At 51.1% G+C, this 21,087-nt stretch carries 23 protein-coding genes; 20 read left to right on the forward strand and 3 right to left on the reverse strand.

What is annotated here, in order from left to right; all coding sequences use genetic code 11:
* Positions 1-12: 12 nt before the first annotated feature.
* The 3 genes from ACI1P2_RS14900 to ACI1P2_RS14910 all read left to right on the forward strand — a co-directional run bounded on the left by ACI1P2_RS14900 (position 13) and on the right by ACI1P2_RS14910 (position 2,058).
* Positions 13-471 carry a RidA family protein gene (locus ACI1P2_RS14900; RefSeq protein ID WP_355320640.1) on the forward strand — a complete coding sequence of 153 codons (459 nt, stop codon included), beginning with the start codon at positions 13-15 and terminating at the stop codon, positions 469-471.
* Positions 472-582: 111 nt separating this feature from the next.
* Positions 583-822 carry a DUF3311 domain-containing protein gene (locus ACI1P2_RS14905; protein ID WP_355320641.1) on the forward strand — a complete coding sequence of 80 codons (240 nt, stop codon included), beginning with the start codon at positions 583-585 and terminating at the stop codon, positions 820-822.
* A gap of 60 nt (positions 823-882) precedes the next feature.
* Positions 883-2,058 carry a sodium:solute symporter family protein gene (locus ACI1P2_RS14910; protein WP_355320642.1) on the forward strand — a complete coding sequence of 392 codons (1,176 nt, stop codon included), beginning with the start codon at positions 883-885 and terminating at the stop codon, positions 2,056-2,058.
* A 198-nt stretch (positions 2,059-2,256) separates the two neighbouring features.
* Here the strand turns inward: ACI1P2_RS14910 and ACI1P2_RS14915 are convergent, their stop codons facing one another.
* Both ACI1P2_RS14915 and ACI1P2_RS14920 read right to left on the reverse strand, forming a co-directional pair.
* Positions 2,257-2,919: a type 1 glutamine amidotransferase domain-containing protein gene (locus tag ACI1P2_RS14915; protein WP_355320643.1), complete on the reverse strand. Its 663-nt coding sequence runs from the start codon at positions 2,917-2,919 to the stop codon at positions 2,257-2,259.
* Positions 2,920-3,022: 103 nt separating this feature from the next.
* A complete protein-coding gene (locus ACI1P2_RS14920) occupies positions 3,023-3,916 on the reverse strand; it encodes a LysR family transcriptional regulator (RefSeq protein WP_355320644.1) in 894 nt (297 codons plus the stop codon).
* A 132-nt stretch (positions 3,917-4,048) separates the two neighbouring features.
* Here ACI1P2_RS14920 and ACI1P2_RS14925 point away from each other — a divergent pair, with 132 nt between their 5' ends.
* The 3 genes from ACI1P2_RS14925 to ACI1P2_RS14935 all read left to right on the forward strand — a co-directional run bounded on the left by ACI1P2_RS14925 (position 4,049) and on the right by ACI1P2_RS14935 (position 6,960).
* Positions 4,049-4,789, forward strand: a complete 741-nt coding sequence (locus tag ACI1P2_RS14925) for a spermidine synthase (RefSeq protein WP_355320645.1) — start codon at positions 4,049-4,051, stop codon at positions 4,787-4,789.
* A gap of 225 nt (positions 4,790-5,014) precedes the next feature.
* Positions 5,015-5,806, forward strand: a complete 792-nt coding sequence (locus tag ACI1P2_RS14930; RefSeq protein ID WP_355320646.1) for a sulfite exporter TauE/SafE family protein — start codon at positions 5,015-5,017, stop codon at positions 5,804-5,806.
* Between the two features lie 266 nt (positions 5,807-6,072).
* Complete coding sequence (locus tag ACI1P2_RS14935; RefSeq protein ID WP_355320647.1) at positions 6,073-6,960, forward strand: putative RNA methyltransferase; 888 nt, start codon at positions 6,073-6,075, stop codon at positions 6,958-6,960.
* 174 nt (positions 6,961-7,134) lie between these two features.
* Here the strand turns inward: ACI1P2_RS14935 and ACI1P2_RS14940 are convergent, their stop codons facing one another.
* On the reverse strand, positions 7,135-7,737 hold the full coding sequence (locus tag ACI1P2_RS14940; protein WP_355320648.1) for a GbsR/MarR family transcriptional regulator: 603 nt from the start codon (positions 7,735-7,737) through the stop codon (positions 7,135-7,137).
* 340 nt (positions 7,738-8,077) lie between these two features.
* Here ACI1P2_RS14940 and ACI1P2_RS14945 point away from each other — a divergent pair, with 340 nt between their 5' ends.
* From ACI1P2_RS14945 to ACI1P2_RS15010, 14 genes are all read left to right on the forward strand, one after another.
* Positions 8,078-8,905: a carbohydrate ABC transporter permease gene (locus tag ACI1P2_RS14945; protein ID WP_408976231.1), complete on the forward strand. Its 828-nt coding sequence runs from the start codon at positions 8,078-8,080 to the stop codon at positions 8,903-8,905.
* A 12-nt stretch (positions 8,906-8,917) separates the two neighbouring features.
* Entirely contained in the window at positions 8,918-9,760 is an 843-nt protein-coding gene (locus ACI1P2_RS14950; protein ID WP_355320650.1) for a carbohydrate ABC transporter permease, read from the forward strand.
* 82 nt (positions 9,761-9,842) lie between these two features.
* The gene (locus ACI1P2_RS14955) at positions 9,843-11,180 is read left to right on the forward strand and encodes an ABC transporter substrate-binding protein (protein WP_355320651.1); all 1,338 of its coding nucleotides are present in this window, start codon (positions 9,843-9,845) and stop codon (positions 11,178-11,180) included.
* A 6-nt stretch (positions 11,181-11,186) separates the two neighbouring features.
* Positions 11,187-12,695 (forward strand): CehA/McbA family metallohydrolase, encoded by a 1,509-nt coding sequence (locus tag ACI1P2_RS14960; RefSeq protein WP_355320652.1) that lies wholly within the window; start codon positions 11,187-11,189, stop codon positions 12,693-12,695.
* A gap of 23 nt (positions 12,696-12,718) precedes the next feature.
* Positions 12,719-13,501, forward strand: a complete 783-nt coding sequence (locus tag ACI1P2_RS14965; protein ID WP_355320653.1) for an HAD family hydrolase — start codon at positions 12,719-12,721, stop codon at positions 13,499-13,501.
* A gap of 58 nt (positions 13,502-13,559) precedes the next feature.
* Positions 13,560-13,871 carry a DMT family transporter gene (locus ACI1P2_RS14970; protein ID WP_355320654.1) on the forward strand — a complete coding sequence of 104 codons (312 nt, stop codon included), beginning with the start codon at positions 13,560-13,562 and terminating at the stop codon, positions 13,869-13,871.
* Positions 13,872-14,073: 202 nt separating this feature from the next.
* A complete protein-coding gene (locus ACI1P2_RS14975; RefSeq protein ID WP_355320655.1) occupies positions 14,074-15,555 on the forward strand; it encodes a purine-cytosine permease family protein in 1,482 nt (493 codons plus the stop codon).
* Positions 15,548-15,754, forward strand: coding sequence for a hypothetical protein (locus tag ACI1P2_RS14980; protein WP_408976229.1), 207 nt, complete (start codon positions 15,548-15,550; stop codon positions 15,752-15,754). Before ACI1P2_RS14975 ends, ACI1P2_RS14980 begins: the two co-directional genes overlap by 8 nt.
* A gap of 1 nt (position 15,755) precedes the next feature.
* Positions 15,756-16,478: a FadR/GntR family transcriptional regulator gene (locus ACI1P2_RS14985; protein WP_355320723.1), complete on the forward strand. Its 723-nt coding sequence runs from the start codon at positions 15,756-15,758 to the stop codon at positions 16,476-16,478.
* Positions 16,479-16,888: 410 nt separating this feature from the next.
* Positions 16,889-17,062: a hypothetical protein gene (locus ACI1P2_RS14990; protein WP_408976230.1), complete on the forward strand. Its 174-nt coding sequence runs from the start codon at positions 16,889-16,891 to the stop codon at positions 17,060-17,062.
* Positions 17,063-17,108: 46 nt separating this feature from the next.
* Complete coding sequence (locus ACI1P2_RS14995; RefSeq protein ID WP_355320656.1) at positions 17,109-18,353, forward strand: urea ABC transporter substrate-binding protein; 1,245 nt, start codon at positions 17,109-17,111, stop codon at positions 18,351-18,353.
* 19 nt (positions 18,354-18,372) lie between these two features.
* Entirely contained in the window at positions 18,373-19,254 is an 882-nt protein-coding gene (locus tag ACI1P2_RS15000) for an ABC transporter permease subunit (protein WP_355320657.1), read from the forward strand.
* A 6-nt stretch (positions 19,255-19,260) separates the two neighbouring features.
* Complete coding sequence (locus ACI1P2_RS15005) at positions 19,261-20,322, forward strand: ABC transporter permease subunit (protein WP_355320658.1); 1,062 nt, start codon at positions 19,261-19,263, stop codon at positions 20,320-20,322.
* Positions 20,303-21,064: an ABC transporter ATP-binding protein gene (locus tag ACI1P2_RS15010; RefSeq protein ID WP_355320659.1), complete on the forward strand. Its 762-nt coding sequence runs from the start codon at positions 20,303-20,305 to the stop codon at positions 21,062-21,064. Before ACI1P2_RS15005 ends, ACI1P2_RS15010 begins: the two co-directional genes overlap by 20 nt.
* Positions 21,065-21,087 lie beyond the last annotated feature (23 nt).

A 21,087-nucleotide genomic window follows, 5' to 3' on the forward strand; every position in this document is an offset into this window, starting at 1 on the left:
GAGAACTGCAAAATGGCGATTCAGGAAAGATTAAAGGCATTAAATATTGAGCTTGAACCGATAGGTGTTCCCAAATTCTCGTATGTCCCGGTGACCCAAACGGGAAATCTGCTGTATACATCCGGTCATGACTGCCGTAAGAACGGGGAGCTGATCCTGACGGGCAAGCTCGGTGCGGATCTCACAATTGAACAGGGGCAGGAAGCGGCGCGCAGATGTGTGATCAACATTCTGTCTTCGCTGCAGTCGTATCTCGGCGATCTGGATCGGGTCAAAAAAGTAGTGAAGATGCTCGGCTTTATCCAAAGCGCGCCAGGATTTAAGGATCAGCCTTATGTATTGAACGGAGCCTCCGATCTGTTAATCGAAGTTTTTGGGGATAAAGGAAGGCACGCGCGGTCGGCCATAGGCACAAATGAGCTGCCGTTTGATACGCCGGTTGAAGTGGAAATTATTGTTGAGATTGAATAAATAAGATAAAAAAATGGGGGGACGTCTTAGCACGTCACCCTCCAAAGAAAATTTGCAGGCATTAAATGTAACATACCTTGTAGGGGAAATCAACGAACGGGGGATTTTCACATGAGAAGCAAAGTTCCTTTGTATCTGTTGTCGCTGATTGCGTATCTGGGCATGCCGCTCGGCGTCATTTGGATGAACCGTATTTTCGAAGAACGCCACATCTTTATTATGGGACTGCCGCTTTTACTGTTCTGGATGGTCATGTGGATTATACTGGGGGTCGGCATCATGCTGCTCGTTGATTTTTTGAACCCGGATAACCGGGCTGAACTTCATGAAGAGAAGGAGGCGGCAGAGTGATGGCGCAGCAGGCAATCTCGATTTCCATCATCGGTGTGTTTCTTGTCATCTCGCTGTATCTTGGCATCAGAGCCTCGAAAGGCAAGAAAATACAACAGCCCCGCACTCGGTGTTTTTGTAGCGGCTGTCGGTTTTGTTTCGATGATTCCTTATCTGATTATTCAGCTCAAAGGGCTGGGGATTATCATCTCCGAAGCCTCTTATGGCATGATTTCACCGACGGCTGCCATCTGGGTCGGGGTGCTGGCCGTGACGGTCTATGTCATGTTCTCCGGTATTCATGGTTCGGCATGGACCGCCGTCATCAAGGATATCCTGATTGTGGTCGTTGTGGTGTTCCTGGGGCTGTATCTGCCGTTTCACTATTTCGGCGGCATCGGTGAAATGTTTAAAGCAGTGGAAGCGGCGAAGCTGGGCTTTTTGGGTCTGGAAGACAAAGGGTACAGCACATCCTGGTATGTATCCAGCCTGATTCTGCTGTCGCTCGGATATTACATGTGGCCGCACGGCTTCATCGCCACCTATTCCGCTAAAAATGCGCGATCTGTACGGAAAAACACACTTCTCCTTCCGATATACATGCTGTTTACATTGTTTGTGCTGTTTATCGGTACCTCCGCCGTCCTGCATGTGGATGGTATCAGCAATAACGATATTGCGATTTTCGCCATCGTGAAGCAAACCTTCAGCCCATGGGTTGTCGGCGTGCTGGGAGCTGCCGGTTTGTTGACTGCGCTTGTTCCCGGCTCCATGCTGCTGATGACCACGGCTTCTCTCGTCGCGAACAATGTAGTGAAGGCGCTGCGGCCGTCGATGAGCGACCAGAAGGTGATGACGCTTGCCCGCTGGCTCGTGCCGGTCGTAGCCTTGATTGCACTGATCTGTACCTTTAACAGCGGTTCGGCTATCCTGCTGCTTATGCTTAGCGGGTACGGTTTCGTTTCCCAGCTGACGCCCGCCGTCGTTTGCAGCTTTTTAAAGTGGAATCCGCTCAATAAGTACGGCGTATTTGCGGGAGTCAGCGCAGGTGTGCTCATTGTGGCTTATATCAATCTGGTTGGAGCAAATATGGGCACATTCTTCCCGGCTGCTCCAAGCTGGTTCCAGGATCTGAATGTCGGTATAACTGCACTGCTGGCCAACATTATTGTATCCCTGATCGTCAGCGCATTGACCCGTACTTTTGCCGTCAACAAATCAAATTCTGCAGGGGAACCGGCAACCGCGAAGGCTTAAAATGATCGGATTTCTGATGGAAAAAAGGTCGAGAACCGGAGTAAGTTTCCCTGGTTTTCGACCTTTGCCCTTCGTACCTTGCGAGTACCATTATGATTTTCGTAATTTGAGGCTGTCTGTTGGCATCTCAACAACGCCTTATGGTCCGCCTTGATTTATATAAGCCTAAAGAGTCACGAATCGTTTTCCCCTAAAAAATCAGGAGCCTAATTTTTCAATAACTGCATAGGTTACAGCCAACGTGGACTGAGGGTTTTGGCCGGTGATCAAATTACCGTCTACCTCATGGTGAGAATTCCAGTTTGGAGCAGCGACATAGATTGCCCCCAAATCACGAAGCTTGCTTTCCAACAGGAACGGCAGATTTGCGCTCAAGCCAGTATCTGCCTCTTCTCTGTCCGTAAACGCGCTGACCCGTTTGCCGGCAACGAGCGGCTGTCCATTGGACAATGTGGCACCGACCAAGCCTGCCGGGCCATGACATACAGCGGCGACAATTTTGTCAGCTTCGTAAAATTCACGCAGTAAAGTCTGCAGCTTTTGGTTATCCGGAAGGTCGTACATGGTTCCATGTCCGCCCGGCAGGAAGATGGCGTCAAAGCTTTCATGAGATACATCATCCAGCTTCAACGTATTTTGCAGATACTTCTCTGCATCCAGAATCTCTTGGGGAGTGCTCTCGTCTACGCTGCCGGGATCTACAGGGGCTTTGCCGCCCAGCGGGCTGGCCACCGTAATCTCGTATCCTTTTTTCGTAAATTCAATATATGCTTCTGCAAACTCGGACAGCCAAATTCCCGTCTGCTTGCCGTCTTCAATTTCGCTGTGGTTCGTGACAACGATCAAAACCTTCTTAGCCATTTTTTATAGCCTCCTCAAAAATTGTTTTCTTTCACAATGCTCATTCTAATCAGGCCCATGTTATAAAACAAATTATGTTTTTGAGGGGAAACTATAAATATATTTATGGATTAGTCCAGTCATTTGATGCTCTTCCAAGCAGGATTGATTGGATACGATTTATATCGGGCAGATGTTTATGCTTTGTTTTATAGGCAACATACAATTCGTTTTTTACACTTAAATCTTCGAAAATGACCCTGACTTTGGCCTTGTTCATTGCATTTTCCAGGATGTAGGTGGGGATCAGGCTTACACCGTCACCGTTCTCGATCGCTTTAAGAATCAGATGCAGGTTCGGAATGACATGAGCGGGCTTGAGCAGCGGCCTCTTTTTGAAATGCTCCCTCCACAATCTTCTAATGATCGGCAAATCCAGCCCGTAGCTAAGCCATGGGCAGGATAAAAGCCATTGCTCTCTGGAATTGTTATCGAGGTTCTGAGGAATCTCCATGGTCGCAGGTGCGACAATCACAAACTCTTCATCATTTAATTTGGTATATTCGATGCCCGGTGTTTGATATTTTTGAGATGTAAAAATAATGTCCACTTTCTCTTCCTTCAGTAATTCCAGCAATTGATCGGCCGTACCAAAGTGGGTAACGGTGCTCGTATTGTAGTCGGACAGTCCCGGAAGAATGTGCTCGGTATAGTATTCAATGGCAGAGCCGATTCTGAGAATAGACAGTGTGGGCAACGAAACGAATTTGATGTTTAATGAGGCTTCCTCCAAGGATTCAATCAGGGGAGCAAGCTGTGAGTATAATGCTTTTCCTCTTTCGGTGGGGATCATCTTTCTGGCGGTTCGGATAAATAAAGCTTCTCCTGCTTCCGCTTCCAAATAAGCGAGATGCTGACTCATGGCCGGCTGGGTCATCATTCGGGCTTTGGCTGCTTCGGAGACCGAGTTGTATTTGTAGATATAGATAAAGCTTCTGTACCATTCAAAATCAATCATGTCAGCGGCGCTCCTTACATTCAAGGTCTTCGGACTTCAAGGCTTCTTGCCTGAAATGGTGTAAAATAAGATAGCTTAACCATACAGGATGAGGCTGCAGCTGATCAAGAACGATGAAGGGGATCGTGTATATTGCATATATTGTTCCACGAAAAAAGTGATAATCATGAAATTAAGGTGTATGATACGACGGAATTATTCGGTGAGAAGGGGAAGTTCCGTGTGCTGGAGTTCTCCAACCAGGCGGTACAGGGGGCTCTTGATCTGGAGCATCCGGACCGGATTCTGTTTGAGTATCCGAGAGCCATCATTCATCTGATGCAATGCAACACACCCGAATTTGAGGATGTGTTCCTTATTGGACATGGCATCGGGACGATAGCTGGGCATTTTGCGGATAGACGCTTCAAGGTCGCCGAGCTGGACAGCCAGGTGGTGGAGCTGAGTCGTACCTATTTCGGCAGTGCAGCGGAGCAGGTTGTGATTGGTGACGGACGTGAGTTATTGAGCCGGGAAGAGCCGAACCGTTTTGATTATGTAATTGTGGATGCTTTTACGGAAAGGGGGACGCCGCACCATTTGACCTCTCAAGAATTTTTCAGTCTGGCGGCTGAGAAGCTGCATCCCGGAGGAGCGGTCATCATGAATCTGATCGGAAGAGGGACGAAGGACAAGCACATTCAGGCCATTCATACGACGCTCAGCGCAGAGTTTCCGTACACTAAAGCTTTTTCAATGCCGGCGGATGGAGGTACGGTTACCAGGAATGTGATACTTATGGGCGGAGCACGTCCGATCCTGTTTCAGGAAAGGCATATGGCCGGGTTCCGGGAAACGAGGCTAGGCAGGGGGCATATTATTACAGATTCGTGAATTTGTATTTTTTAATACCGTATACTCGCCCTAAGGCCAAATCCCGTGGATTCTACTTGAAAAGGCCAAGAACAGAGATAATTTCCACTGTTACTGGGGCAGAAACTTCATAAGAAAGCAGGAGTGTGGTAACGTTATGAGAGGCTGGCCGTGCAGGCCGGTCTGCCGTTGTTTGTCAAGATTGCAAACTGCTGCTGTTGCCATACGGAAAGGAATGAACTACATATGGAAAGTCTTTTGCTGGTCCTGATTGGCATGCTCGCCGCGATAAGCGGAGCCATTGCCGGTCTGGGCGGCGGATTTATTATTGTGCCGGTGCTGGCGTTCATGTACACCATCCCGGTGTCCAACATTTCAGGCACGTCGATGGCTGTCCTGTTCGTCAGTGCGATCTCCAGTACGCTGGCTTATGCGCGACAAAAAAGAATCGATTACCGCAGCGGACTCGCCTTCTCGATAGCCATGGTTCCGGGCTCTGTGCTTGGCGCCTGGACAACGAGCGTTGTTGGCAGCCGTGTGTTCTTTATTGCGCTGGGGTTGTTTCTGATGCTTATGGCTGTGGTGATTAATTTCAAACCTACCCGCAGCAAGGGTGGCTTTCTGCGTCCAACGGTGTCCAGGACAATTTCAGATACATCCGGGCTGGAGCACAGCTATGCGTTTAACATGTGGTTCGGTGCGACGGTGGCGTTTTTTGTCGGGTTCATCTCCAGCCTGTTCGGCATCGGCGGCGGCTCGGTCATGGTGCCCACGATGATTCTGTTTCTGGCCTTCCCGCCTCATATTGCGACGGCGACGTCCATGTTCTCCATCCTGCTTTCTTCTCTGGTAGGAACGGTCTCCCATGTAGCTTTGGGCCATGTCATGTGGGGAACGTTCGTCTGGCTTGCCATAGGAGCGCTTGTCGGAGGGCAGATCGGCGCGAAAATTGCATCCAAAATCCCGGCAAAGGTCATTATCCGCATCCTGTCGGTATGTCTGTTTATTGTGGCTATCCGACTGATGTTTAAAGGCTAGTATGTGCTTTAAGGTTGCACCAGTCGTTCCGTACCGATAAAATGGGAGGAGCTTAATGCTCCTCAACGGCTTTAGGGACAGCCGAAAGCATTGTACAACCATTGTTCAATTACAGGAGGAACTGACCGTTATGATCATCCAATTCATTCGTTATCGTTAATGAGAGGTGCAGACCTATAGGCCCGGCTATTTTTTCCGTATGATGCCAGGGTTTATTTTTCTGTGCCTTTTTCATTCTCGATTAATGAATGAAAGGGTGTTTTTTTGTGTCCAAAAACGGGAAATTCCGTCTCTTTACTCAACATGTAAATATTTTTGCCTGCCCGCTGTGCTCCACACCAATGCAGCTTGTCGATCAAACGAGTCTGGTGTGTGCGAAAGGGCATTGTTACGATATCGCAAGACAGGGGTACGTGAACTGGCTCTCACATGCGCCCAAAACGAAATATGACCAGTCCCTGTTTGCAGCGCGCAGCAGCCTGCACCGGCATGGCTTTTTTGCGCCGCTGACGGAGAGCATTGTTGAAGCAATAATAAAGCATATGGATTCCGAAGCCTCCGAAACCGGAAAGCTTATAAAAATAATGGATGGCGGATGTGGCGAAGGCTCGCATTTGGCGGATGTACTGAGCAGCATGCAGAGCAAGACAGCCTATGATCTGCTGGGTGTAGGTGTGGATATCTCCAAAGAAGGCATTCGCATGGCGGCCAAAGCGGCGGAATCGGCGATCTGGTGTACTGCTGACCTGGCTAAAGCTCCTTTTGCGGACAGGCAGTTCCAGTGTATTTTGAATATTCTGTCGCCTTCCAGCTATGGGGAGTTCAAGCGGCTTCTAACGGATGGGGGAATGGTCATCAAGGTGGTACCGGAAAGCGGATATTTGCAAGAGCTAAGAGAGGCGCTGCACGGAGAGTCAGGTGCACAAAGTTATTCGAATCAAGCTACGCTGGAGCTGTTCGAAAGCCATTTCCATCTCATCGACAGGCAGCGGGTTCATTATAAGCTGGCTCTGACTGGGCGATTGCTGGAGCATTTGCTGCGGATGACGCCCTTAGCGTGGCATGCGTCGGCAGAGGATGTCCGGCAGGTGCTGCAGCAGGAGCATATGGATATTACCGTAGACCTGACAGTTTTGATCGGCAAACGCAAATAATTCATGAATAGTTTGTAGCTGTTGCATTTCATATTACAATTCGTCAATTTAAAATAGCGAGTGTTGGTGGTCAATCTCCATCAACACTCGCTATTTTTTCTTGGCATTTTTTTGTAGGGGATGCATGCAGCAGCTTCGCTCTCGGAGCGTCTCAGAACAGCAGAAGGTGAGCGGTCAGATCGACGGATCCTTTGGAACACCTTCGTTGTCGTTTTGCCGCTGTTGACGGGCGTCGTGGATGAACTTCTCCAGCTCGCCTTCCTGTAGCAGATCAATGAAGGTCTGCAGCCACTCGTAAAATTCAACCGCATGATACAGCTTATGCAGGTCCTTCAATGCCAATTGCCGCACATCGTCAGGGGTACCCGGATGCAGAATCAGCTCTTTAAGCTCAGGCATGACCTGTTCAATGGACGCCGTCATCACATCAAGCTCGCGCTGCAGCTTGGTGGAGAAGAAATTGCGAAAAAAGATATAAAAATCGCTCTGAGCCTGATAGAGATCCTTACGGTCAAGCTTGGTGTCCAGCTTCTCAATCATGTTGTTATCCAGCAGCGATCTGGCCGCATAGCTCATATTGCTTTTGCTCATCTGCATTTTGTCTTTCATTTCTTCCAGCGTCAGCGGTTTATCCTCGAAAAACATTCTTCCATACAATAACCCCGCCGAGTGGGTGACTCCATACAAATCCATCGTGATCCCGATGGCCTCAACAACCTTCTCCCGCAGCTCTTCCCATTGGGCAAGTGCAGGGAGCTCTTTTCCCGTCTGATTCACTATGGCAGCCTCCACATTACCGGTATGTGCTCATTAGAACAAAATTTCTTGAATATTCATCATTATACTCCGCAGCTGACAAGGATGTAAGTCGAATTCCAATAAATGTAGGCTGGAAATGCAAATTTTACGAAGAAATGCCTTTGAAATTACACAGAGATAACCCAGTCTGAAAAAATGAAAGTACAATAATAACTATACGGAAGTGAATTTAAGTATATTTATAGTGCCTGTAGAGAAAGTATTCAAAAAAAATTGAATAATAGATTGGAGTTGTCAGGCATTGAATTGGAGAAAAAGATGGGGGGAACCGCAGGCGTACGCTTTCATACTCCCGGCTATGCTCCCCCTGATCGTATTCTGGATCATCCCGATGATCTACATTACTTATTTAAGCTTCACGAGCTGGGACTTCATGAGTCCGGTGAAAACCTTCGTCGGCCTGGACAACTACAAATACCTGTTCCAGGACCCCGAGTTTTATGCAACGATCCGGGCGACGCTCATCTTTGCAGCCGGAAGTGTCATTCCAACGATGACAGCCGGGTTGCTGCTGGCTTTGCTTTTGCATGGCAAGCTCGCCGGGTCGGGCATATACCGGGCGATTATATTTTCTCCCTGGGTGACGCCGACCGTTGCTGTATCCATTGTGTGGGCCTGGATTTTCGAAGCGAGATCGGGTCTGGCGAACGCACTGCTCAGCGTGTTTGGGATTGAGGCGATTCCGTGGCTGCAGGACGGAGCATGGGCGATGGTTGCCATTCTGATTGTTACGATCTGGAAGGGACTCGGGTGGGTGATGGTCTTCTATCTGGTAGCCCTGCAGTCCGTCCCCGAAAGTCTAAGGGAAGCGGCGGCCATCGATGGTGCGGGACGCTTGCGGACCTTTTTTTCGGTCACACTGCCGCTCATTTCACCAACAACCTTTTTCCTGTTCATTATCCAGATGATTGATGCCTTTCAGGCATATGACCAGATCAACATTCTGACCCAGGGCGGTCCTGCAGGCTCAACACGAACCCTGCTTTATCTGTACTATCAGGCGGCCTTTGACCAGTTCAATGTAGGGCAGGCTTCGGCGGTGGCGCTCATGCTGGTCGTATTTATCGGGCTGTTTGCAGTCGTTTCATTTCTCGTATCACGCAAAAATGTACACTATCTCTCTTAGAGGAGGCACGTTATGTATCGTTCATCCATCCTGACCCGGATCATTCGGCATGCAGCGCTGATTCTGATCAGCCTGGCTATGGCTTTTCCTTTCCTGTGGATGGTGACCAGTTCGCTGAAGTCCAATGATGAAATCAGGGCCTTTCCGCCGGTACTGCTGCCTGAGGTGCCGCTCTGGAGCAACTTCGTGGAAACGTGGAACGCCGCGCCGTTCGGACAATATCTAATGAACAGTGTCTTTGTGGCAGGCATGATCGTCATTTGCCAGATCCTCTTGTCGGCCATGATGGCCTATGCACTGACCCATATGCGATTTCCATTCAAAAATGTGCTGCTGGGGGTCATTCTGACGATGTATATGCTGCCGGTATCCGCTACTTATCTGCCGAGCTATATGATTCTGTCGAAGCTGAACCTGATCGATACCTATACAGGTCTTATTATCTCGAATGCGGTCAGCGTATTCTCCATTTTCCTCATCCGTCAGGCTTTCATGCAGCTGCCAAAGGAGCTGGTGGAAGCCGGGAAGATCGACGGGGCTGGTCATTTGCGAATTCTGTTCACACTGCTGTTTCCGCTGGCACGCTCCTCATTTATCGTTCTGGCGCTGCTCAGTTTCATCTCGAATTACAACAATTATTTCTGGCCCATGCTTATTACCAAATCTCCCGAGCTCAGCCTGGTGTCCGCAGGTTTGCGTTCCTTCTTCGTGGAGGGCGGGGGTTATGGCATGAAATGGCCGCTCATTATGGCAGGCAGCACGTTCACTATTGTACCGCTGCTCGTGCTGTTCGTGATCGCCCAGAAGTGGATTATTAAGGGGGTGAACAACGCGTTCAGCGTGAACAAAGGATAAGGGTGCGGAGAAAAGTTTTTTCGCGCTGTTGGTACATACATCGGGCATGAATTGCATCGAAAAAATGGAGGGATTTCTGTACATGTTGAAGATGTTGAAAATGAAAAGCATTTTGTCAGGACTTCTTATTCTGTCGTTTATCGTTCTGACGGCCTGCGGCGGCAATCAAAGTACAGGGGCGGGAGCAACTGAGAACCAAAGCGCTGGTGCAGCCGACGGAAAGCCGGTTGAAATCGAGTTCTGGTATGGCCTGGGCGGGAAGCTCGGTGATGAGATGAAAAGCCTGATTGACGAATTCAATGCTTCCCAGGACGAAGTCATCGTCAAGCCGGTGGTGCAGGGCAATTATGATGAAACGAAGCAGAAGCTGCAGGCTGCCATTGCGTCCGGCAAGGTGCCGGCCGCGGCGCTCGCCTCTGATGTAGTCTGGGCCAAGAATGGTTATTTTGCTTCTCTGGATGATTTCATCGCTGCGAATGACACGTTTAAGGCGGATGACTTTATTCCAGCGTTTCTAAGCCAGGGCAAAGTGGACGGCAAGCAGTATTTCCTGCCGATGTACGGAACGACCCAACTGCTGTACTACAACAAGGAAATGTTCAAGAAGGCCGGCATTACGGAAGAGGATATCAAGACGTGGGAAGGGCTGGCGGCGGCTGCCGAGAAGCTCACCGTCAAGGAAAACGGGAAAACAACCGTGTACGGCTGGGAGCCGATGTGGGGCGCGGATAACATGATTGACGCGACGCTGAGCCGCGGCGGCAGCATTCTGAGCGAGGACGGCAAGACCGTTATGATTGACAGCCTCGAGTGGGTTGAGACATGGGATGCTTTCCGCAAATGGATTTTCGAGGATCAGATCATGGCGATTCATTCCGGCGGACAGGGCTGGGAGTACTGGTACAAGACAATTGACGATGTGCTGCAGGATAAGGCGGCAGGATATACAGGCTCCAGCGGGGACCAGGGCGATCTCGATTTCAACAAGCTTGCCGCGGCGCCGCAGCCTGGCTGGGAAGGTCATGATCCGGCACCGGTCGCATCGGCCCTTCAGGCAGGCATCCTGGCCAAAGCATCACCTGAGGAGCAGGAAGCGGCTTATAAATGGCTGACCTTCTTCACCAAAGCGGAAAATACCGCGAAATGGTCCATGAATACAGGTTATATCGCTGTGCGCCAATCCGCATTGGAAGTGCCTGAATTCAAGGAGTACAGCGAGCAAAATCCACACAGCAGGCAGCCTCTGCTGCAGGCGCAGCATGCTTCGGAGCCTTTCATCGATCCGACAGGCGGCAAAATTTTGGATGCGCTCAAGGTGGCAGCTGACAAAGTGCAAATCTCCAACATGCCTGCCGAGCAGGCGCTGAAGGAAGCCAAGGAAGCCGCACAGCGTGCATTGGATCAGGTGACGGGAGGATAAGGGCGCATGATAACGATTACTTCGAACGGATTTCAGCCCGGACATTCGCTTGATGTACATTCCTTTAAGCTGGATACCTCCGTTGAATGGCTGATCCTGCACGCCGAGCATCCGGAGAATGTCTGGTTGCAGCTGGTGGTCAGGGATGCGGAGGGCCGGGTACGGATGCAGTACCTGACCAAAGGTGTGGAGCAGACGCTGGTGCTGTGCGCCGATCCCGGACGCTCCACCTGCGGGTCCGTTCCGGGGCCGCTTCCGCAGGGAGAGTGGACGGTTCAGGTCTGCGGAATGAAGCCCGAAGTGACCGCATCGTACACCTTGACGATTCGGACAGGGACGGGGTCTCCCGACAGCGAAGGGACGCTGCCGCCGGTGGGCGAGCATCTGTGGGCAGGGTCCGCAGCCACCGGTACGGCGATGTCTTATCAAAATTATCCATGGGACCGAGTTGCTGCTGTTGGACCGCGCTGGTACAGCGGAGATTTTCACATGCATACCCGCCTGACGGACGGCAAGCAAACTCCCTCGGAACTGACTGCCCAAGCAGCGGGACAGGGACTGGACTTCATGGTGATTACGGAGCATAACTTTCTGACGACAGGCTGGCCGGAGACGGAGCTGCTTGTGATACCGGGTGTAGAGGTGACGTCTTCCAAAGGACATTTCAACATCCTTGGCATCCGCGAATGGATTGAATGGTTCGGCAGCGAAAGCCAGCCGGTGTTTGAAACGGTGGAAGGCATGGCGGCCATCCTTAAGGAGGCTAGGGAGCAGGGAGCGGTATGCAGCATGAATCATCCGGAGCTGGTTCCATGGGAATGGCAGCATGATGTTCGTCTGGATGCCTTTGATACGATTGAAATCTGGAATGATCCGACTTATCCGGATAATACGGCCGCAACGGAAAAGGCGCTGCAGCTGTGGGATGTCCTGTGGGCCCACGGCGTGATCCTCTGGGGCATCGGCGGCAGCGATACGCATAACCTGCCGCATGAAAGCTATGAACCGGGCGGTCCTCCCTCGGTCGTGGGTGATCCGAAGACCTGCGTCTGGAGCGGGGAGCTGTCGGTGCAGGGCATTATGGATGCCATCAGGCAGGGACATGTCTATGTGACACGCGGGCCGGAGCTTGATCCCTATGTTGCGGCAGGAGAGCGCCTGTTCCGACCGGGGGAACGCATTCCGCATGAAGTGGAGGCGTTGGAAGCTGTCGTGTGTCATTTGGGCCTGCGCGGCGTTCCTTCCGGGGCTTCCATCCGGTGGATTGTGGACGGGGTAGCCGTGTCCGAGTCCAAGGTGGATGGCAGTTTCGAAAGCTCGGATGCATTCCATCAGCTGAGTTATGAAGTCAACTGGCCGGATGAGGGTCTGCACTGGGTACGCGCTGAGGTGCGGGATGCCGATGGAAGGCTACTGGCGTTTACCAATCCGGTGTACAAAGGGGAGCCTGTGCCGTCGCTTGCCACATGGGGCGATCTGAAGAGGAAGCTGGAGCCTGCCGCGGCGGCGCGCTGATCAGTAAATGAGGAGTTGGGGAAGTGACAGCTGTACTGCGGGTGAAGGCCCGCGAGATTGAGATCGATGCGATCCTTTTTGATAAAGACGGCACCTTGCTGCAATTTTTGCCCTTGTGGGGAACGTGGGCCGGGGTCATGACCTCTCTTATGACGGATTCTATTCAGGCATTGGGAAAAGATACGGAGTTTGCGCCAGAGTCACTGCTCGGTGTAGAGTTGGATGGCCAAAAGCGGGTTGTCGGCTATGACTTGGGTGGTCCCTTGTCGATTGCCTCCATACCGGAAATTGAAGGCGCATTGGCCTGGCAGTTGTACAACCGGGGAATGCCCTGGAATCAGGCGATGCAGCGAGTAAGGGAAATCCGGTCCGCGGCTGACGAGGAGCTGAAGCGGGAACGGCCGGTGGTGCCGCTTCCCGGTCTGAGCTCCTTTCTCTCCCGCTGCTCGGCAGCGGGCCTGCCGCTGGCCGTTGTGACGGCGGATCAGACAGCGGAAGCGGCGAAGCATTTGCAATGGCTTGGAGTGGCGGATTGCTTCAAAGCAATTATGGGCCGGGATCAGGTAGTTAACGGCAAGCCTTCGCCCGAAATTGTATACAAAGCCTGTGAGCTGCTGGGCGTTCAGCCGGCAAGAACGGTGCTGATTGGCGACACGGCAGGGGATATGCAGACAGGGAGACTGGCGGATGTCGGCCTGACCATTGGCATTGGCAAAGAGGTGCATGAGGAAGCCGACGTGATGATCTGTTCGTACGATGAGCTGCGGATTGAGCGATATGAGCACTCCAAACTCCAAGATGCCTGAATTTGCAGCATGGTTAATCACGAACAATATTTTGTCAGGCAAAAAGGAATGAAAACATGTGGGCTGGATCTATTTATCCATGGCGATCGCCTTGGAACTGACAGGAACCATAATTATGAAATATTCAGCCGGTTTTACAAGGCTGCTGCCGTCTGTGCTGATGTTTTTCTTTTACGGCCTCAGCTTCGCTTCGTTGAATCTGGCGGTGCGTACAATGAATCTGAGCCTGGCTTATGCGATATGGTCCGGTCTGGGCACGTTATTGATCTCGCTCGCTGGATATTATTTGTTTCACGAGACGATTTCGCTGCGGCAGTGGGTTTGTATCGCCATTATTGTATTAGGCGTCATTGGACTGAAGGTGGGTTAAGCATGCAGAGGGCTCGTACAGATAAACAAAGGAGCTGGCCCAAAAGCGGCCTTCATCCTGCCAGCCCATCAAGCAGCGGATATTCAAAATATGATTTTCACGGGGGCAGTCCGGCCTAAAAGACCCATATTGCTGAATTTATGCTACAATACAGCATATAGCGTGAAATGTAAGCATCATAGAGCAAGATGGAGCTGGACATATGAAATGGTATCAAGGTCCGACTCGCACGACCCGATCGGAGCATATTGAAGATTACGCAATCCGGAAGATTCCTTCCTATTATCGCTGGCCGGTCCCTGCAATCATTGCTGTATTGCACGGTAACTCGACGGCGATGTTTTTTTATACCTTCGGGGCGCAGATGGGCTTTTATGTCGGGTGGCCGCAGATGCTATGGCCGCTTATGTACATGCTTGCCGGGGCGGCGATTGTCGGCACGGTGCTAATCAGGCTGGCCAGCAAAGAAGGATTAACGATCGATCTGATGACGCGGGGCATGGGCTTCGGTTATATGGGGTCGGCTGTTACATCGTTCATTTACGGGCTGAATTATGTATTTTATTTTTTGTTTGAAGGCACTATCGTTACACATGCGATCTCGATCTATTTCAACGTACATTTTAACACGCTCCAAGGTACTGTTATTTTTGCCCTGCTTGGGCTGGTTAAGCTGCTGTTTGTGTGGTACGGTATGAAAGGCTTGCAAATTTTTCAAACCTGGGGCGTTCTGCTGTATGCCTTACTGCTCGGATACTGCCTGTTTCGTCTATTCCAAAATTATGAAATCGCATTCCCCCGGCAGTGGGGAGCAGGGGAGGCGCAGGCCGATTCGCTGTGGCTTGCTTTTATGCTGGCTAACGGGCAGATGGTATTCCAGGGCCTTATGGCGACGGACTATGGGAGGTTTGCAAAGGAAGAGGCAGGTTACCGGGGCGGGTTCCTCATTATGCTGGGTATGCTGCTGCCAATGGCGTTCACGATTTTATGCGGCCCGTTGTTCGCCTATACACTGCTGCCGTTTCTGCATGAAGGTGGTGGCTATGCGCTGGCTGTCGATCCGGGGTATGTATTTCCCACGATAATGGGTATTTGGGGCGTGCTGTTTGTGCTCATCACCCAGTTTCGCATCAACGTGATGAATTTGTACTCGGGATCACTGGCGCTCTCGAATACGTTTTCACTGGCTTTTCGGTTTACACCGGGACGTCAGTTTTGGATGATTATCGTTTATTTGATCGGATGTATTGTTTACTCTTTTAATATCGTACAGTATTTAGACAAATGGATGGCGGTCACCGGCGTACTGACCAATACGTGGATTGTCATTGCGCTAACCGATCATTTCATCTGCCGGAAGCTGTTGCGCCTTGGGCCAACCGACTTTATCGAATACCGCAGGCCGTTCCTGTATCGCTGGAATCCGACAGGTCTGACGGCGCTATCGTCGGGTGTTGCCGTTGGAGCTATAGGTATAGCGGGCGCATATCCCGTTTATTTTGCTTCGTTTGTTGCCATGCTGGTAGGAATGGTGCTGCATCTGCTCCTGACAGCCGCAACGGGAGGGAAATATTATTTCACACGTTTTCCTCACGACCGGACAACGGCCTGGGTTCCGCCAGCATGGTACCGGGGCAAGAGGCCGGCCGGCAGCGCTATAACAAACTCTGTGGAAGGTGAATAGCTTGACTGAACACTGTGAGTTGTGCTCCAATCGGATTATAGGTACTCCGGTTGTCCACGTGGCCGGTTTCCCCGAGAGGGAACACCGGTTTTGCTCTCCTGCGTGCCGTGACCGTTTTTTGCGCATGGAGGATGATGAGTTGGAGTATAGTGATTTGCTGCAAAAACGAATTGACAATGGGAAGGACAGCGGTGAATGAGATGGTTGATCATTCTAGCAAAAACTACCGAATATTTGAGCAGGTGCTGCTGCAAATTCGAGAATATATCCTCACGGAGAAATTGGGGGCCGGCGACAAGCTGATGACTGAACGGGAAATGGCCAACCACCTGAACGTTAGCCGTTCCTCGGTACGGGAGGCGTTGCGCATTCTCGAGTTTTACGATGTCATTCAGTCCCGGCCGGGCGAAGGCACCGTACTGAAGGTTCCTCATATGTCCAAGGTGCTGGCCAATTTTTTGCCGTTTTTTACAATTCCGACGGAGACAACTGTTGAGCTGCTTGAGTCCCGCAAGGTGCTGGAAAGCGGAATTGCCAAGCTTGCAGCCAAACGGAGAAAGGAAGCTGATATCCGCTTGATTGCCGGCGCTGTGGAACAAATGAAAAGCACTGACGATCTGGAACAGATGATCCAGGCTGATTTGGACTTCCATCTGCATTTGGCTAAAGCTGCTTACAATAACACCTTGTCCGACATTCTGGTTGTCGTGTCGGATTTACTTCCACAAAATTTGTATACGATCAGGCTTCAAACCCACATCATTGCCGGTGTGAACGCCGAATTTGCCCTTCAACACGAAAGGGTGCTGCAGGCGGTCATCGACCGGGACGGCAGCCGCGCCGCCGAAGAGATGGAAAAACATATTGAATACAACATTTCTTTGATGAGATCACTTCAACATCCTGATAACCTCCAGGCCTAGTCTTTTGCTCATTTGCCCGCGGCTCCGCCGCCGGGGGCCGAGCTCACTTACAAAGGCTGCATATTTCGTTTTCTCCCTCGCTTTCCCCTGTTATGGGGCATGTTCTTTCGCCCATTCCTTATTTCATTGATGATCTGTATGCAAACACAAAAAAATATATTTTTGAGATGCCAAATGATGTTATGTTTATGTTATATCTTTTTGTTTATTATCCGATTCCATTGATTTGTGTTAATTAAAATTACAAAAAAGGACTATCCAAGGCAAATGTCCGGTGCTATAATACGACTTAATCTGCTGGTCAGACCAATGAACGAACGGAATGACATTAATTATGTTATATATTATTACATAAGGTAGTTCTTGTTTTTATTGGTCTGACCAGAGAGAGACTGCTCTCATGAGTTGCTGTGGTAAAAGGGATTTTTTTTGGTTCACTTGGTCTGACCAAGAATGTATGGAATCAAGCTCGGGAGTTAAATGAATTGGCTTACTTTACGGTTTTCTGGTCTGACCAATTGCCCAAGCTTGGAGATTTGAGGGGGGATATGGCAAAAGAGGCAGCATCATCATCGAAACGTTAAAAAAAAGGAGGCAGCTTTACCAATGAAACCTTTCTCGTTAGCTTGGTTGAAAATTCAAAAAATGACGGCAGTGGCACTTGTCGCAGCAGTTCTTACCGTTCTGGCGGCCTGCGGCAATTCGGATTCCGGTGCGCCGTCCGGGGGAAGTGATCCGATCAAGGTGGGGATACTCGAGGATCGCTCCGGTGATTTCGCCTTGGTTGGCATTCAGAAATATCATGCGGCGGAACTGGCGATCGAAGAAATTAATGCGAACGGAGGGCTGCTTGGCCGGAAGCTCGAGATGATTGCCCCCGATACGCAGTCCGACAACCAGCGCTATCAGGAAATGGCGCGCAAGCTGATTCTCGAAGACAACGTCGACGTTATCATGGGCGGTTATACGAGTGCTTCCCGCGAAGCGATCCGGCCGATTATGGAACAGAACAAAATGCTGTACTTCTATAACAACCAATATGAAGGCGGCGTAGCCAGCAAATATACATTTGCGACGGGTGCGGTACCGGAGCACCAGGTCGTTCCGCTCATCAAGTCGATGATCGACCAATACGGTCCGAGGGTTTACACCATCGCGGCGGACTACAACTTCGGCCAGATTACCGCCCAGTGGGTTCGAAAAACCGCGGAGGAGAACGGTGGAGAGATTGTTGGCGAGGAGTTCATTCCGCTCAGCGTCTCGCAGTTCAGCAGCACGATCAGCAAAATCCAGCAGGCGAAGCCGGACGTACTTGTGACACTGCTTGTCGGAACCCCACAGTCCTCCTTTTACGAGCAATGGGCCAAATCGGGCATCAAGGGGCTGCCAATGGCAACGACTGTCAATATGGCACAGGCCTATGAGCATAAGCGGTTCCAGCCGCCCGCGCTGGCCAATATGTATGTGACGGCTACATTTATGGAAGAGCTGGATACGCCGGAAGCGAAAAGTTTCGTAGAGAAATGGCGGGCGAAATTCCCGGATGAGCCGTATGTCGGAATGGAAGCGGAGGCTGAATATACGGGCATCTATCTGTGGGCGGAAGCGGTCAAAAAAGCAGGTACGGTCGAGAAGGAGGCGGTCATCACCGCGCTGGAAAGCGGCATTTCGTTTGACGGTCCGGCCGGCAAGGTCACGATCGATCCGAAAACGCACCACACCATCCGGGATGTGTATCTGGCCCATGCGGACGAGACACATGCGATTACGTTTCCTGAAAAGTATGACGCGATCAATGCAGATTGGCTTTCCAAGGAGAAAGGGGTTGATCTGACCCAAAACGCCGACAACAAGCAGTACACTCCGCTGGAGTGATGAAGGAGGGACGAAAGGTATGAATGTTATATCCGGGACGATAAATATCGCCTATCAGCTCATGGACAGCTTTGCATTTCTGATTTTGGCCGCGCTTGGTCTCGCGATCATCTTCGGCATGATGGGTATTGTCAACCTTGCCCATGGCGAGTTTATTATGCTGGGCGCGTATATTACAACACTGCTGGCGCGCACAGGCATTCCGCTGCCTGTGGCTGTCGCTGGATCAGCTCTGGCCGTCGGTGTATTCGGGCTCATCGTGGACCGGCTGATCATACGGCATCTGTATAACCGTCCGCTCGACTCGGTTGTGGCGACGTGGGGAATCAGCCTCATTCTCGGCCAGGGCATGCTTGTTCTGATGGGACCGTCGCTGCAGGGGGTGTCGACGCCGCTTGGCTCCTTTACTGTTGACGGCAATTCTTATTCGTATTACCGCATTGTGCTGTTCGCCTGTGCGCTGGCGCTGCTGCTTGCAATGTATTGGCTGTTCATGCATACCAGCTTTGGCCTCCGGTCACGCGCTACGATGCAAAATCGGGCGGTGGCACAGAGTCTGGGGACCAACACCTCAAGGATGTACACCATTACCTTTATGATCGGGTCGGCGTTTGCCGGGCTGACAGGCGGGTTGTTCGCACCTACGATGTCGGTGTCCCCAACCTTCGGCGCAAGCTTCATTATGCAGAGCTTTGTCACCGTCATTGTCGGCGGAGCCAATCCGCTGGTGGGGACCATTCTGTCAGGCGGTGCGCTATCGGCCGTCAACAGTTCGTTATCGATGCTGTTTGGAACGCTGATCGGCAAACTCGGCCTGCTTCTTGTCGCCATCGTTTTCATCCGGGTATTCCCGCTCGGATTTTCGGGGCTGGTTGAAAGAAAAGGGCTGCGGGGGAGGTAAAAAACGTTGAAAATCCGGTTGAATACAGAAAATGTATCGGTCACGCTGCTGTTCGCTTTTCTTGCTTTTTTTCCGCTGTTTGCGTCGGCCTACAAGGTCGTGAACTTGGCAAACTTTCTTGTCATGGTGTTCCTGGCGCTGTCTTTGGCACTGATTTGGGGGAAAGCGGGCATCTTCAGCTTTGGTCAAACTATTTTTTTCGGGGTCGGCGGTTATACGTACGCAATCCTGTTTCTTAATACGAATGAGCTTTCATATACGTTGATTGCGATGATTGTCGGGGTGATCGCCGGTGGGCTGATCGCCTGGGCGCTGGGTTATTTCATGTTTTATGGCGGGGTCAACGATGTGTTTGTCGGTCTGATCACACTATGCGTTACGCTGATGCTGGAAACCTTCATGGGCCAAACGGCTGGATCGGAATGGAAAATCGGCAGTGTTCCACTTGGAGGATATAACGGAATCAACGGAATTCCGACTCTTCACCTTGGCTTCGGGGACAATCTGTTCGCGTTTACCGGCAAAAGCTTTTACTATTTGGTGTTCGGGCTGCTGCTGGTTACGTATGTGCTTCTTCGCTGCCTAATTGTATCGAAATGGGGGTATGCGCTGCTCGCGGTACGCGAAAACCGGGACCGGAGTCAGATGTTTGGCTACAATGTTCCGAAAATCCAGACGGCTGTGTTTGTGCTAAGCGGAATGATCGCCTCGCTTGGCGGCATTCTGTATGCGGCCTGGGGCAATTATGTCACGCCGTCGACGATGGGGCTTGCCGCGGCAACTCTTCCGGTTATCCTCGTGGCGGCTGGCGGAAGAAAAAGCCTGACCGCCGCAATGATGTTCACCCTGCTGTACAGCTGGTTTTCCCAGTACCTGTCGTCGAGCGGAAATCAATATGCTCTTATTATATTGGGCGTTTGTCTGCTGCTGGTCGTCCGGTTTATGCCCGAAGGGATTATCATCACTTTGTTTAATGGAATCGACCAGCTTTTTACGCGCAAGAGCAAGCGTATAGGCGAACTGCCTGAATTATCAAAGGAGGGTTTGCATGGTAAATCAGCGGTCTGAAGCTGCCGCACAGGTGGCGTTAACGAGTGAAGAACCGATCCTGGAGCTCAGGCAAGTGGTGAAGCAGTTTGGCGGGCTCAAGGCAGTCGACGGCGTTGACCTGAAGGTACGGCCTGGGGAGCTGCGGTGTCTGATCGGTCCGAACGGAGCTGGCAAAAGCACCGTGTTTAAGCTTATTATGGGCCTTTACACACCGACACAGGGACAAATTCTGTTCAAGGGACAGGATATCACACGTTTGAATACATGGCGGAGATCCCGGATGGGAATCGGGATTAAAATGCAGGTGCCCGGCGTTTACGGTGAGCTGACCCTGCGTGAAAATATGAGAATTGCAGTCCAGAATTTTGTGAAGGGAAAAGAGATCGAGACGGAAATCGACCGTCTGTTGGTATTCGTGGGCATCGATAAGCTCGGCAATCCGCCAGTCAGTAATTTGTCCCATGGCCAGCAGCAGTGGCTGGAAATTGCCATGGCGCTTGCCGCGAGGCCCAGCATTCTGCTGCTGGACGAACCGGCAGCGGGCATGGGGCCGGAGGAAACGGAATTTACGGCGGAACTGGTCAAGCAATTGAACGCGACCGGGATTACGATCCTTTTTATCGACCATGACATGGAGTTTGTAAGACGAATTGCGCAAAGCGTGTCCGTTCTGCATTACGGCAAGCCTTTTGCGGAAGGCACACTGGAGGAAATCGAGGCGAACGAGGACGTCGTACGCATTTATTTAGGAAAGGTATAGCAAAACGATTGGGTAAGAGAAAT

This window comes from Paenibacillus jiangxiensis (genome assembly GCF_046098255.1).
GTDB classification, from domain to species: domain Bacteria; phylum Bacillota; class Bacilli; order Paenibacillales; family Paenibacillaceae; genus Paenibacillus; species Paenibacillus jiagnxiensis.